Source organism: Streptomyces pinistramenti (genome assembly GCF_020564935.1).
In the GTDB taxonomy this organism is placed as follows: Bacteria; Actinomycetota; Actinomycetes; order Streptomycetales; family Streptomycetaceae; genus Streptomyces; species Streptomyces pinistramenti.
Genome location: NZ_JAJCXB010000009.1, coordinates 44568 through 57887 on the forward strand (window position 1 = coordinate 44568; position 13320 = coordinate 57887).

Annotated in this window: 11 protein-coding genes and 1 riboswitch; of the genes, 1 reads left to right on the plus strand and 10 read right to left on the minus strand. The window is 72.0% G+C overall.

The window, feature by feature from the left end; all coding sequences use genetic code 11:
- Window positions 1-148: 148 nt before the first annotated feature.
- The 9 genes from LIU39_RS09115 to LIU39_RS09155 all read right to left on the minus strand — a co-directional run bounded on the left by LIU39_RS09115 (window position 149) and on the right by LIU39_RS09155 (window position 10793).
- Window positions 149-1531 (minus strand): NAD(P)/FAD-dependent oxidoreductase, encoded by a 1383-nt coding sequence (locus LIU39_RS09115; RefSeq protein ID WP_227046092.1) that lies wholly within the window; start codon window positions 1529-1531, stop codon window positions 149-151.
- A 447-nt stretch (window positions 1532-1978) separates the two neighbouring features.
- On the minus strand, window positions 1979-2920 hold the full coding sequence (locus tag LIU39_RS09120) for a Ppx/GppA phosphatase family protein (protein WP_227046093.1): 942 nt from the start codon (window positions 2918-2920) through the stop codon (window positions 1979-1981).
- The gene (locus LIU39_RS09125) at window positions 2917-3465 is read right to left on the minus strand and encodes a DUF501 domain-containing protein (RefSeq protein WP_227046094.1); all 549 of its coding nucleotides are present in this window, start codon (window positions 3463-3465) and stop codon (window positions 2917-2919) included. Before LIU39_RS09125 ends, LIU39_RS09120 begins: the two co-directional genes overlap by 4 nt.
- 110 nt (window positions 3466-3575) lie before the next feature.
- Window positions 3576-4034, minus strand: a complete 459-nt coding sequence (locus LIU39_RS09130) for an FtsB family cell division protein (RefSeq protein WP_227046095.1) — start codon at window positions 4032-4034, stop codon at window positions 3576-3578.
- Window positions 4035-4285: 251 nt separating this feature from the next.
- The gene (gene eno, locus LIU39_RS09135) at window positions 4286-5572 is read right to left on the minus strand and encodes a phosphopyruvate hydratase (protein WP_227046096.1); all 1287 of its coding nucleotides are present in this window, start codon (window positions 5570-5572) and stop codon (window positions 4286-4288) included.
- Between the two features lie 497 nt (window positions 5573-6069).
- Window positions 6070-6753 carry a transglycosylase family protein gene (locus LIU39_RS09140; RefSeq protein ID WP_227046097.1) on the minus strand — a complete coding sequence of 228 codons (684 nt, stop codon included), beginning with the start codon at window positions 6751-6753 and terminating at the stop codon, window positions 6070-6072.
- Window positions 6754-6758: 5 nt separating this feature from the next.
- Window positions 6759-6926: riboswitch (cyclic di-AMP (ydaO/yuaA leader) on the minus strand.
- Between the two features lie 259 nt (window positions 6927-7185).
- Window positions 7186-8220 carry a transglycosylase family protein gene (locus LIU39_RS09145; protein ID WP_227046098.1) on the minus strand — a complete coding sequence of 345 codons (1035 nt, stop codon included), beginning with the start codon at window positions 8218-8220 and terminating at the stop codon, window positions 7186-7188.
- A 288-nt stretch (window positions 8221-8508) separates the two neighbouring features.
- Window positions 8509-9849 (minus strand): cytochrome P450 family protein, encoded by a 1341-nt coding sequence (locus tag LIU39_RS09150; RefSeq protein ID WP_227046099.1) that lies wholly within the window; start codon window positions 9847-9849, stop codon window positions 8509-8511.
- A 68-nt stretch (window positions 9850-9917) separates the two neighbouring features.
- Window positions 9918-10793 carry a LysR family transcriptional regulator gene (locus LIU39_RS09155; protein WP_227046100.1) on the minus strand — a complete coding sequence of 292 codons (876 nt, stop codon included), beginning with the start codon at window positions 10791-10793 and terminating at the stop codon, window positions 9918-9920.
- A 142-nt stretch (window positions 10794-10935) separates the two neighbouring features.
- Here LIU39_RS09155 and LIU39_RS09160 point away from each other — a divergent pair, with 142 nt between their 5' ends.
- The gene (locus LIU39_RS09160) at window positions 10936-12261 is read left to right on the plus strand and encodes an MFS transporter (RefSeq protein ID WP_372463829.1); all 1326 of its coding nucleotides are present in this window, start codon (window positions 10936-10938) and stop codon (window positions 12259-12261) included.
- Here LIU39_RS09160 and LIU39_RS09165 read toward each other — a convergent pair.
- A complete protein-coding gene (locus LIU39_RS09165) occupies window positions 12251-13291 on the minus strand; it encodes a nucleoside triphosphate pyrophosphohydrolase (RefSeq protein WP_227046101.1) in 1041 nt (346 codons plus the stop codon). The two genes, LIU39_RS09160 and LIU39_RS09165, sit on opposite strands and share 11 nt — an antisense overlap.
- Between the last annotated feature and the right edge of the window lie 29 nt (window positions 13292-13320).

Here is a 13320-nt window from a genome sequence, read left to right on the forward strand (position 1 = left end):
AAACGCCAATTGGGCGCCGAATTAGTCCCGTTCATGCGTAAGGGAACAGCAAAAGGCACGGCGGCCGCTACGGCGCACACGCCGAAGGGCGCCCGCCCCACGGATGGCGGACGCCCTTCGGGCTGGTCGGATGACCCCGACCGAGGTGTCAGGAAGCCTTGGCCTTCGGCTTGTCGGCCGCGGCCGCGGGCTTCGGCGCCGGCTTCGCCGCCTCGTAGAACTCCTCGCGGGGGTTCTGCATGGCGCTGAGCGAGACGACCTCGCGCTTGAGGAACATCGCGAGGGTCCAGTCGGCGAAGACCCGGATCTTGCGGTTGAACGTCGGCATGGCCATGCCGTGGTACGCGCGGTGCATGTACCAGGCGAGCCGGCCCTTGAGCTTGATCTTGGTCTTGCCCAGGACGATCATCGCGACGCCCTTGTGCAGGCCGAGACCGGCGACCGCACCCTTGTTGGCGTGGCTGTATTCCTTCTGCGGGAAGCCGCGCATGCCGGACACGACGTTGTCGCCGAGGACCTTGGCCTGACGCAGCGCGTGCTGGGCGTTCGGCGGGCACCAGGCGTTCTCGTTGCCCGCCTTGCGGCCGACCATGTCCGGGACCTGGGCGTTGTCGCCTGCGGCCCAGATGTAGTCGGTGCCCTGCACCTGGAGGGTGGCGCCGGTGTCCACGTGACCGCGCGGGCCCAGCGGCAGACCGAAGCGGGAGAGCGCCGGGTTCGGCTTGACACCCGCGGTCCACACGAGGGTGTTGGAGTCGACCTCAAGGCCGTTGTTCAGCACGACGTGACCGTCGACGCAGGAGTCCATGCCGGTCTTGAGGTAGACCTCGACGCCACGGCCCTCAAGGTGCTCCTTGCCGTAGGCGCCGAGCTTCGGGCCCACCTCGGGGAGGATCTTGTCGGCGACATCGACCAGCAGGAAGCGCATGTCTTCGCGCTTGACGTTGTTGTAGTACTTGGCGGCATCGCGCGCCATGTCCTCGACCTCGCCGACGGTCTCCGCACCCGCGAAGCCGCCGCCGACGAACACGAAGGTCAGCGCCTTGCGGCGGACCTCTTCGTCGGTCGTGGAGTCAGCCTTGTCCAGCTGCTCCAGAACGTGGTTGCGCAGGCCGATGGCCTCTTCCACGCCCTTCATGCCGATGCCGTTCTCGGCCAGGCCGGGGATCGGGAAGGTACGGGAGACCGCGCCCATCGCGATGACCAGGTAGTCGAAGGGCAGCTCGTACGCCTCGCCCACCAGCGGGGCGATCGTGGCGACCTTGCGGTCCTGGTCGATGGTGGTCACCCGGCCGGTGAGCACCTCCGCCTTGGGCAGCACGCGTCGTAGCGGAACCACGACGTGGCGGGGAGAGATGCTGCCGGCCGCAGCTTCAGGGAGGAAGGGCTGGTACGTCATGTACGAGCGCGGGTCGACGACCGTGACGGTCGCCTCGCCATACCGCATCTTCTTGAGGATGCGGCGTGCCGCGTACAGGCCTACGTACCCACCGCCTACAACGAGGATCCTGGGACGCTCCGTGGTGCTCATGCAATCGAGTATCCACCCCTGCCTGGGGGGTCGCTCGTGAGCCCCTTCACAAGCACTCGGGGGCTATCTGCTACACTCCGCCACCCCCGTGACGGATGCCATAGCGCACCCCGGGAACCACCGGGTGGGGTGAGGCGTTGGATACCCCTGTTGATCAGGGGTTGTGAACGCACGAGCGACTGAACCACACGCCCTGTAAGCGCGGAAAAGGCCCTCCGGAAGCCGGACATTCCCCGGCTCCAGAGGGCCTAGGACCTTCGAATGAGGGCCCGAGGGCCGCTTTGTTCGGCCATCGGGCACCTTTTTCATGTGAAGAGTTTCACGAACTTTCTCGGCGACCCCGCACCGCGCACCCTCCAGAGGCCCCGGAAACCCCTCCTCGGCCGCCCGACCGCACCCCGGCACGCTCAGAAACCGGCGCCCCCGCGGAGGCGCTCCCCGGCCTCTTCAGGCGATGCTCCAGGCGATGCCGTCCAGGATGTCGTGCTCGCTGACGACGACCTCCGTGGCGCCGGTCCGCTCCATGATCGACAGCAGGACGAGGGCGCCCGCGGCGATCACGTCGACCCGGCCGGGATGCATGACCGGGCTCGCCGCGCGCTCCGCGTGGGTGGAGGCGAGCAGGTCGGCGGTGATCTCCTGGACCTTGGCCAGCGGGATCCGGGCGTGGTGGATGGCCTCGGAGTCGTAGTGGTCAAGGCTCAGTGCGAGAGCGACGACGGTGGTCACCGAGCCCGCCAGGCCCACCAGCGTCGCCGCTTCGGCCAGCGGCACGGCCTCCTCCGCGTGCTCCAGGGCCGCGCCGATGTCCGCCCGTATCGCGGCGATCTGCTCGGCGCTCGGCGGGTCGCTGATCTCGCCGTCCCGCAGCAGATGCCGCTCCGTCATCCGGACGCAGCCGACGTCCACCGACCGCGCGGCCCGCACGGAGTCCGAGCCGAGCACGAACTCGGTGGAGCCGCCGCCGATGTCCACGACCAGGTACGGCTGCGCAAGATCGGTGCGGCCGGTCAGCTCCTTGGTGGCGCCGGTGAAGGAGAACTCCGCCTCCTGGTCGCCGGTGATCACCTCGGGCTCGACACCCAGGATGTCCAGCACTCCGCGGACGAAGTCGTCGCGGTTCTCGGCGTCCCGGGAGGCCGAGGTCGCCACGAACCTGACCTGCTCGGCGCCCAGCCCCTTGATCACCGCCGCGTACTCCCGGCAGGCCGCGAAGGTGCGCTCCAGCGCCTCGGGCGCCAGCCGCCCGGTGCGGTCCACGCCCTGGCCCAGCCGGACGATCTGCATCCGGCGGTCCAGCTGCTTCAGTTCACCCGTCGCCGGATCGACGTCGGCGACCAGCAGGCGAATGGAGTTCGTACCGCAGTCGACGGCGGCCACCCGCTTCATTCGGCCGCTCCTTCCGGGGCGCCGGAGTCCTGGCACGGCGAGACGCACGGGCCCTTGCGCCACCACTCCGGCAGCATCGCGATGGCCTCGTCGCCGAGCGGGTTGACACCGGGGCCGGCCGCCAGCGAGTGGCCGACCAGGACGTGCAGGCACTTGACCCGGTCCGGCATCCCGCCGGCGCTGGGGAAGCCCTGGAGCACCTCGATGGCGTCCCGCCGCCGGATGTAGTCCTCGTGCGCGGCGCGGTAGGCGGCGGCCAGTTCGGGGTCGGTCGCCAGCCGCTCGGTCATCTCCTTCATCACGCCGTCGGCCTCCAGCGTGCCGATCGCGGAGGCCGCGCGCGGGCAGGTGAGGTAGTAGAGCGTGGGGAAGGGCGTGCCGTCCTCCAGCCGCGGGGCCGTCTCGACGACGTCCGGCTGCCCGCAGGGGCAGCGGTGTGCGATGGCCCGCAGGCCGCGCGGCGGGCGGCCCAGCTGTTCCTTGAAGGCGGCGATGTCCGCGGCGGTGGGTTCGGTGGGCTCGGTCTGGGGCGGGGCGGTGTCCATGTGCGCTTTCGGTGGGATCGGGGTCCGCGGGCGGACGGGGGCCGAGGCGGCACGTGCGCCGCCTGCGGCGGGGACAGGTCGGGTCGGGGCGGGCGGGACGGTCAGGTCGGTCACCTCTTGTCGGCCGAGTCGACGCCGTCCCAGAGATTCTTGTACCAGGGCCGCTCGGCCGCCCCCGCGCCCCGGCGCCCGGCGCCCGTACCGGCGCCGGTGCCGTCCTGGACGATATAGCCGGTCTCCCCCGGTTTGACGAAGTGCAGGTGCAGCCTGGCCTGCTGCTCGACGTACGCGGGATCCTGCCAGCGGGCCTTCTCGTCGCGCAGCCGGTCCAGCGTCCGGCCCGCTTCCTGGGCCTTGCGACGCTGGTCGGCGATGTCCGAACGCTGCGACACGTACTGCCGTATCGGGTAGGCGAGCGCCACGACGAGGGAGCACATCACCAGGGCCAGCAGGGCGGCGCGGCCGGTCAGCCGGTTGCGGCGGGGCCGGCGGGCGCGGTAGACGCGGGCCGCCGCCTGTTCACCGAGCGCCTTGAGCCGGGTCGCGGTCGAGAACCGGTCCGCGGGCACGTCGCCTCCCCTGGATTGCCGTCTTCCCGGAGGTACGGACGTACGCTCCGCGGCCACGCTCCGGGCCGGGCCGAGCCGTTCGGAGACAAAGCCGTCCCCGGCAACGGTACGGGACCGTTGCCGGGGACGCTGCGAGGCGGGACGCCACGCTCGGGCGGATCAGCCCTGCCGTTCGGTCAGTTCGCGGGGCACTGCGTCTGATCAGTTCGCGGGGCACTGCGTCCGATCAGTTCGCGGGGCGCTGCGTCCGATCAGTTCGCGGGGCGAAACCGAGGGAAGGCGGAGCGGCCGGCGTAGACGGCGGCGTCGTCGAGGATCTCCTCGATGCGCAGCAGCTGGTTGTACTTGGCGACGCGCTCGGAGCGGGCCGGGGCGCCGGTCTTGATCTGGCCGCAGTTGGTGGCGACGGCGAGGTCGGCGATGGTGACGTCCTCGGTCTCGCCGGAGCGGTGCGACATCATGCACTTGAAGCCGTTGCGCTGGGCCAGCTCGACGGCGTCCAGGGTCTCGGTCAGCGAGCCGATCTGGTTGACCTTCACCAGCAGCGCGTTGGCGGAGTTCTCCTCGATGCCGCGGGCCAGGCGCTCGGGGTTGGTCACGAACAGGTCGTCGCCGACGAGCTGGACCTTGGTGCCGAGCTTCTCGGTGATGACGTGCCAGCCGGCCCAGTCGTCCTCGAACAGCGGGTCCTCGATGGACACGAGCGGGTAGTCCGCGACGAGGCCCTCGTAGTACTCGGTCATCTCGGCAGCCGAGCGGTCCGAGCCCTCGAAGGCGTACTTGCCGTCCTTGTAGAACTCGGACGCGGCGACGTCGAGCGCAAGCGCGATGTCCTGGCCGGGGACGTAACCGGCCTGCTGGATGGCTTCCAGGATGAGGTCGAGCGCCTCACGGTTGGAGCCGAGGTTCGGGGCGAAGCCACCCTCGTCACCGAGACCGGTGGAGAGGTTGCGCTCCTTCAGGACCTTCTTGAGGGTGTGGTAGACCTCGGCGCCCCAGCGCAGCGCCTCGGAGAAGGACTCCGCGCCGATCGGGGCGATCATGAACTCCTGGATGTCGACGTTGGAGTCGGCGTGCGACCCACCGTTGAGGATGTTCATCATCGGGACGGGCAGGACGTGCGCGTTCGGGCCACCGAGGTAGCGGAACAGCGGCAGGTCGCTGGCCTCGGACGCGGCGTGCGCGACGGCGAGGGAGACACCCAGGATGGCGTTGGCGCCGAGGGAGCCCTTGTTGTCGGTGGCGTCCAGGTCGAACATGGCCTGGTCGATCAGCCGCTGCTCGGTCGCGTCGTAGCCGACCAGCTCCGGGCCGATCTGCTCGATGACGGCGAGGACGGCCTTCTCGACGCCCTTGCCCTGGTAACGGCTGGGGTCGCCGTCGCGGAGCTCGATGGCCTCGAAGGCGCCGGTCGAGGCGCCGGACGGAACCGCGGCACGGCCGGTGCTGCCGTCGTCGAGGCCGACCTCGACCTCGACCGTGGGATTACCTCGCGAGTCGAGAATTTCGCGGGCTACGACGACGTCGATCGACGGCACGTTGTCTCCTTCATGAGTGTCTGGAGTTCTGCAGCACGAGCCTAACGGCCTGTTGCCGTTCCACTCGCCCGCGGCCCACTCGGCGGGATGAAGAGTGACCCAAAGGCCCAGTTGGCGGGAGATCGGGCCGCCTCGTCCGCCGGGCGGGAGGGGCAGCTGTAAGGGGCGGTCACGACGCTGTGTCCGGCACCAGGGTACGGAACGGAGAAGCCCCGCCGCGGCGCGATGCGGGGACGAACACGCCGGACGGGACATCTCGCGGGAAGAAAGCAGACAGAGCGGGAGGAGAGAGCACGAACCGCACCAAATGCGTATTGCTTGCGCTTGGTGCGGTTCGGGAGATATGAGCGGACTCCCGGGCGCCTTCCGGCTCTTCGGCCCCCGCCGCCTCCCGGGTGAGCGGTTCGTGCGGACCGCCGTACGCACGAACTGCTGCGGTCATCCGGGAGGAGGCACCGGGCACGGAGCCCCGCTCAGGGCCCTGCCAGGGGGTGGGCTCAGATGCTGAGCTTCTGGCCCGGGAAGATCAGGTTGGGGTTGCCGCCGATGACGGACTTGTTGTTCGCGTACACCGACTTCCAGTTGGTGCCGTGCGCCTTGGCGATCTTGGCGAGGGTGTCGCCGGCCTTGACGGTGTAGTTGCCGTGGGAGTCGGACTTCGGCGCCGGCTGGGTCTTCTGCTGCTGCGGGGCCGGGGCGCTCTTGTGCTGCGGGGCCGGGGTCTCGGCCTTCCGCTGCGGGGCGGCCTGCTGCGGGGCGGCCTTGCTCGTGCCGGAGCCCGCGGAGGTGTCGACGTTGGCGGCCGGGCCACCGGAGGTCAGGTTGCCGGCACCGGCGCAGGACCAGGCGCCCGGACCCTGGATGGCGAGCAGCTTCTCGGCGACGGCGATCTGCTGGCTCTTGGTGGCCAGGTCGGCGCGGGCCGCGTACTGGGTACCGCCGGCGGCGGCCCAGCTGGAGTTCGAGAACTGCAGGCCGCCGTAGTAGCTGTTGCCGGTGTTGATCGACCAGTTGCCGCCGGACTCGCACTGGGCGACAGCGTCCCAGGTGGAGACCGAGGCGGCGGAAGCGGAGGAGGCGCCCATCAGCGGGACGGCCACGGCAGCACCGGCGACACCGGCGAGGGTGGCGACGCGGACGGCCTTGGACGGACGACGGTGCTTGCCCTTGTTGATCAGCATGGTTTTGTTTTCCTCACCGACGCCTACGAGGTGAGCTGTCGGGTTCGGGCTGTGAGCTGCCCGGCCGTGTGTGCTTCACACACGTCTTCACCCCAAGCCGGCTGGCCCGCTTTCACGGGCGGGGCCGGCACTTACCTTGGTTCCCCCGCTCCTGCCTTCGGCGCTTGCGCGTCGACCGCCTTCACCCACCGGCAGGATTCGGCGTGTGAGCGAAGGGCCCGCTTTGGCGAGCGGTCCTGACCGTAGACATGAACCCCGGTGTGGTTCAAACCCCGTCTTCTGTACCCAGTTGACCGTCATTGATCACAGAGGGCTCATATTTCCGCAGGTAGGACACGGTATGGATTCAACGGACGGGTCGGACACCGCGGGCACCGACGAGAGCCATGTCTCACTTTCGCCAAAAGGGGCGAAAGCCGACTAACTACCCGCTCAGCGCCCCAGATCGAGACGTTGGCCAGGGTGGATGAGGTCCGCGTCGGGGCCCACCACGTCCTCGTTGCGCTCGTACAGCGCGGGCCATCCGCCGGGCAGCTCCTGGGCCTCGGCGATGACTGACAGGCTGTCACCCGGGCGCACGGTGTAGTCGCCGTCGGCCGGCTGCGTACGCTCCCCGCCGCCCCGCGAGGCGTGCCGGCCGGAGGCCCTGCCGTTGTCGCCCGCACCCTCGCCGCCGCGGTGCTTGCCGGGCGGCAGCGGGTCGGCGCTCCCGTCGCCGGAAGTGCCGGAACCGTCGGAGTCGCCCGCGCCGGGCGCCCGGTGGCCGTCGCCCCCGTCCTTGGCCTTGCCGTTCTTGCCCTTGCTGTCGCGGCCGTCGCCGGTGCGGCCGGAGTCCGGTGCGCCGGGCCGGGTCGTGGTGTCGGACGAGTCGGCGGGGTCGTGCGAGCCCGAGGTGTCCGACGGGTCGGATGGGCCCGATGAGTCCGACGGGCCCGATGAAGGCGGCGGGTCGGACGCGGGGGGCGAATCGCGCGAATCAGTTGAACCGGAAGTATCGGTCGAGTCGGCCGGGTCGTCGGTGTTCCGGCCGTGGCCCGAGGGGGCGGGGGTCGGCGTGCCGGTGCCGCCCGGGTCGATGTCCGGTGCGCGGCCACCCTGGGAGAGGCCGGCGTCGACGGCGCAGCGGGGCCAGGCGTCGGGGCCGCGGTCGGCCAGGATCTTTTCGGCGACGGCTATCTGCTGGGCGCGGCTGGCCAGGTCGGGGCGCGGCGCGTACGACAGTCCGCCGTACTCCTGCCACATGTCCTTGGTGAGCTGGAGCCCGCCGTAGAAGCCGTTGCCCGGGGCGCTGCTCCACACCCCGCCGCTCTCGCACTGGGCGACGCGGTCCCAGGTGGCGGTGTCGGCGGCGTGCGCGGCGCCCGCGCCGAGCAGGGGCAGGGCGATGCCCGCGCCGGTCACTCCCGCCGTGACAAAGAGGGCCGGTGCCTGACGGGGGCGACGGTGCCGGCCGTTCCCGGAGCGCATGCGGTTGCCTTTCGAGCGGCGGTTGAGTTGTCGCTCCGGCGGATGCCGGCCGGCCGAGGCTTCGGCGCGGCCGTCCCGCCGGGGCGGTCGAGCGTTGGTTCGGTCGAAAGGTAGCCGGGCTCACGGGTCGTCACAAGCCGGTGTAGCGGAGATCACGTGTAGGTCACGTAGCTGACGCTCCGTCAAGAACTGGAACGTCAGGGCCCTCATCAGGCACGTCGTCGGGCCGGTAGCGGACCGGCCCGCGCGGCCGTCACCGGGCCCGCCGCCGGGCGGCGTCGGCCCGCGTCACGGTGCCGGGGTGAACTCCACCGGGAGGGAGCGCAGTCCGCGCATGATGAGCCCGCCGCGCCAGCGCAGCCCGTCGGGTTCAGCCGCGAGCCTGAGGTCCGGCAGCCGGGTCAGCAGCGTGGCGAGGGCGGCCTGTCCTTCGAGCCTGGCGAGCGGTGCGCCCAGGCAGTAGTGGATGCCGTGCCCGTACCCCAGGTGCGGGTTGTCGCGCCGGGCCAGGTCGAGGGTGTCCGGCGCGTCGAACCGCTCGGGGTCGCGGTCGGCCGCGGCCAGCACGACCAGTACGGGGTCGCCCTCGGCTATCCGGGCCCCGCCGATGGTCAGGTCCTCGGTGGCGAACCGCCAGGTCGCCAGCTCCACCGGGCCGTCGTAGCGCAGCAGTTCCTCGATGCCGGTGGCGAGCAGGTCGTGGTCGCCCGACTCCAGGGCCTTCTGCAGCAGGGCGCGCTGTTCGGGGTGGCGCAGCAGGGCGTAGGTGCCGTTGCCGATGAGGTTGACGGTGGTCTCGAAACCGGCGAAGAGGAGGATGAACGCCATGGCGGCCACCTCGTTCTCGGTGAGGTGCTCGCCGTGGTCGGAGGCGCGGATCAGGCCGGAGATGAGGTCCTCGCCGGGGGCCGGGTCGCGGGGCAGTTCGGCGCGCTTGCGGTGGATCAGCTCGGCGAGATAGCCGCGGATCTTCTTCACCGCCTTGGCCACGCCGCCGCGCGGCCCGCCGGCCTGGCCCGCCTTGGTGTGCCGCAGCATCATCCCGGCCCAGTCGCGGAAGTCGTCCTGGTCCTCGCGCGGTACGCCCAGCAGGTCGCAGATCGCGTAGATGGGCAGCGGGAAGGCGAACTCGTGGATGAGGTCGGCCTCGCCGCGGGCCGCGAAGGAGTCGATGAGCGTGTCGGTCAGCTCCTGGACCCGGGGGGCGAAGGCGGCGACCCGGCGCGGGGTGAACGCCTTGGAGACCAGGCGGCGCAGCCGGGTGTGGTCGGGCGGGTCGATGTTGAGGAGGTGGGTCATCAGGTTGGCGCTGCGCTCGCCGGGGATGCCGACCTTGCCCTTGCCGTGTGCGGCCTCGCTGTGGTGCACGGGGTTCTTGGAGAGCCGGCCGTCGGCGAGCGCCTGCCGGGCGTCGGCGTACCGCGTCACCAGCCATGCCTCGACGCCGCTGGGCAGCGCGGTCCTGCGCACCGGCGCGTGCTCCCGCAGCCAGGCGTACGCGGGGTACGGGTCGGCGGCGAACTCCCAGCTGAACAGCTCGGGGGCGGGCGGCGGCGCCGGGGCTGCGGGGCAGCGCGCGGGAGGGCCTGCGGGGGCGGCGTCGGGGGCGGTGTCGGGCGTGTCGTGCACCTTTCGACGGTAACCGCTCCGCCGCCGACCGCCTGCCGCGCGCCCGTCCGGGGCTCGGACCCGGGCTCTCAGCCCGGGTCCACCCCGATCCCCTCCAGGAACGCGGCGGCCGCGGGCGACGGGCCGAGCGCGTGCCACACCACCCGCTCGTTGCGCTGCGGTGCCGGGCGGACGCGGAGGACGTGCAGCCCGGCCAGCTCGCCCGCGATGCCCTCGGGCACCATGCCGACCCCGAGCCCCGCGCGCACCAGCTTCGCCAGGAGTTCGACGGTGGTCACCTCGAAGGCCACGTCAGCGCTCAGCCCGGCGGCGCGGAAGGCGTCGTCGCGCTGCCTGCGGGCGGCCGAGCCCGCCGTGAAGTCGACGAAGGTCTCCCGGGCCAGCCGCGCCAGGCCGGTCCATTCCTGCCTGGCCAGCGGATGGCCCGGCGGCACCACCGCGACCAGCTCGCCGCGCGCCAGTTCCTTCTCCCGCACCCCGGTGACCCGCACGCCCGGCGCCAGGCCGACGAAGGCGACGTCCAGGGCGCCCTGCCGGACCTTCTCGATCAGCTCCTCGGTCATCTCCATCCGGAGGCCGACCCGCACCTGGGGGTAGCGGGTACGGAACGCGCCCAGCTCCTGGGCGAGATCGACGGCCGACACGGTCGAGATCGCCCCGACCGCGAGCCGCCCGCGCACCTCGCCCGCGACCGCCTCCACCTCGGCGCGGGCCCGCTCGGCTGCCGCCAGGGTCTGCCGGGCGACCGGTACGAACGCCTCACCCGCCGCGGTCAGCCGGACGCTGCGGCTGGTGCGCTGGAAGAGCCGGGCGCCCAGCTCCTTCTCCAGCCTGGCGATCTGGTGGCTGAGCGCCGACTGCACCACGTGGCAGCGCTCGGCGGCCCGGGTGAACCCGCCGGTCTCGGCGACCGCGACGACGTACCGCATCTGTTGCAAATCCATCCGCGGAGGATAGCCATCCATCGTGATTCGCGATGGATGCGATGACGATGATGTGTTGGACTCATCGATGCCCGTGCCCGCAGGCTGGGAGAGTCCGCCGCCGGGGAGGCGGCACGCAGAGGATCAACAGGCAGGAGGGGACATGGAGTCCGAGGGGGAGCCGGCACTCAGGGCACCCGAGGCGGCGGGGGCCGCGGAGGCGATGCCGCCGGCGGCCGGGCCGCAACGGCTGGGCCGCGGCACGCTGCTGCTGATGTCGGTCGCCACCGGCCTGTCCGTCGCAGGGAACTACTTCGCCCAGCCGCTGCTCGACGTCATCGGGCACGATCTGCGGCTGTCCGCCTCGGCATCCGCGCTGGTGGTGACCGTCGCCCAGATCGGCTACGGCCTCGGGCTGCTGCTGCTCGTGCCGCTCGGTGATCTGCTGGAGCGGCGCCGGCTCGCGGTGACGCTGTGTGTGGCGACGGCGCTGTTCCTGACCGTCACGGCGAGCGCGCCGAACGCCGCGCTGCTGCTGACCGGCACCGCGCTGACCGGCCTGGCGTCGGTCGCCGCACAGGTGGTGGTGCCGTACGCGGCGACCCTGTCGGCTCCGGAGGAGCGCGGCCGGACGGTCGGCACGGTCATGACCGGACTGCTGCTGGGCATCCTGCTGGCCCGCACGGCGGCGGGGCTGCTGGCCGATCTGGGCGGCTGGCGCACCGTGTACTGGGTGAACGCCGTGCTGATGCTGCTGATGGCGGTGCTGCTGCGGCTGCGGCTGCCCGTCCTGCACACCACGGCGGGGCTGCGCTATCCGGCGCTGCTGCGCTCGACGCTGGCGCTGTTCGGGCAGCAGCCGGTGCTGCGGTGGCGGGCGGCGCTCGGCGCGCTGGCGTTCGGGACGTTCAGCGTGCTGTGGACGGCGCTGGCCTTCTTGATGTCCGGGCCTTCCTACGGCTGGTCGGAGTCGGCGATCGGACTGCTGGGGCTGGTGGGCGCGGCCGGTTCGCTGTCCGCTTCGGCGGCCGGACGGCTCGCGGACCGCGGCCTGGTGCACCGGGTGACCGGCGCGGGGGCGGTGCTGCTGCTGGGGTCCTGGGGGCTGCTGGCGGCCGGCGGCGCGGGCGGTGCCTGGGCGCTGGTGGCCCTGCTGGCTGGGGTGATCGTGCTGGACCTGGCGGTGCAGGCGGTGCACATCAGCAACCAGAACCTCGTCTACGCGGTCAGCCCCGAGGCCCGCAACCGCCTCAACTCGGCCTATATGACCGTCTACTTCGTCGGCGGGGCGGTCGGCTCCGCGCTCACCTCCGCGGTCTGGAGCGCGGCCGGGTGGCCCGGGGTGTGCGCGGTGGGCGCCGCGCTGTCGGCGGCGCTGGTCGCGGTGTGGTGCGCGGAGCGGCTGAGCAGCAGGCCCCGGGGCGGCGACGGAACGCGCACCGGGGCCGTGGCGGACTCCCCTGCGGCCGCCCCTTCGGTCACTCCGTGACGGTGTCCGGCTCCGCTCCCGGGGCATCCCGCTCGGCGGCCAGTACGGCGTCGCGGTCGGCGCGGGCCGCGGCCCGCAGCGCCGCTTCCGGATCCACTCCGTCCGCCTCGGCCTTGATGGCCATCGCCAGCAGGGCGTACCCGACGCCCTGGCCCTCGGGCGGTATGACGTCGAGCCCCGCCGTCCGCACCCGGGACGCGAGCTTCGCCGCCAGCGCCAGGCCGGGCTGGGCCACCGGAATGCCCTCGGTCACCGAATCCCGCTGCTTCTCCTCGGCCTTCCTCCGCAGCCAGTGGACCTTGACGTCCTCGGGGGTCTCGGCGCTTTCGTCGCCGAAGACGTGCGGGTGGCGGTGGATGAGCTTGTCGACGATCGTGCCCGCGACGTCGTCGACGGAGAACGGCGCGTCGGGGTCGTCCTGGGCGATCCGGGCGTGGAAGACGACCTGGAGCAGGACGTCGCCCAGCTCTTCGCGCAGCGCCTCGCGGTCGCCTTCCTCGATGGCCTCGACGAGTTCGTACGCCTCCTCCAGGCCGTACTTGGCGAGGTCTTCGTGGGTGCGGATGCCGCTCCAGGGGCAGGCGGTGCGGATCCGGTCCATGACCTGGACGAGATCCAGCAGCCGGGCGCCCGGCAGGTCGTAGGAGCCGGGCAGCAGCTCCAGGTCGGGCATGGTCTCGCGGCCCGACCCGGCGAGCCTGGCCAGCCCGTCGGTCAGCGCGCTCTCGCCGTCGGCGGAGGTGAGGACGACGACGGTGCGGTCCGCGGCGACGCAGTGGTCGACCAGCTCGCGGGCGGTGGGTACGGCGGCGTCGACGGTGATGCCGGCCTCGCGGAGGTAGGGCAGCTGCGGGTGGCCGGCGTCGGCGCACAGCACCGCGTCGGCGGCGCGCAGCGTCTGCCAGGCGTTCCAGGACAGCAGGCCGGGGGCGACGCGGTGGCTGGTGGTGAGCAGGACGAGGCGTCCGGTGCCGCCGCTCTCGGGGCGGGCTTCGGCGCCGGCGTCGGCGAAGGAGGCGTCAGCGTTCACCCCTCGAACGTAGCGCACCCCACCGACAA

Bases quoted from the DNA above. Each gene is read 5' to 3' on its own strand.
- LIU39_RS09115 (WP_227046092.1), bottom strand. From the start codon at position 1,531: ATGAGCACCACGGAGCGTCCCAGGATCCTCGTTGTAGGCGGTGGGTAC.
- LIU39_RS09120 (WP_227046093.1), bottom strand. From the start codon at position 2,920: ATGAAGCGGGTGGCCGCCGTCGACTGCGGTACGAACTCCATTCGCCTG.
- LIU39_RS09125 (WP_227046094.1), bottom strand. From the start codon at position 3,465: ATGGACACCGCCCCGCCCCAGACCGAGCCCACCGAACCCACCGCCGCG.
- LIU39_RS09140 (WP_227046097.1), bottom strand. From the start codon at position 6,753: ATGCTGATCAACAAGGGCAAGCACCGTCGTCCGTCCAAGGCCGTCCGC.
- LIU39_RS09145 (WP_227046098.1), bottom strand. From the start codon at position 8,220: ATGCGCTCCGGGAACGGCCGGCACCGTCGCCCCCGTCAGGCACCGGCC.
- LIU39_RS09155 (WP_227046100.1), bottom strand. From the start codon at position 10,793: ATGGATTTGCAACAGATGCGGTACGTCGTCGCGGTCGCCGAGACCGGC.
- LIU39_RS09160 (WP_372463829.1), top strand. From the start codon at position 10,936: ATGGAGTCCGAGGGGGAGCCGGCACTCAGGGCACCCGAGGCGGCGGGG.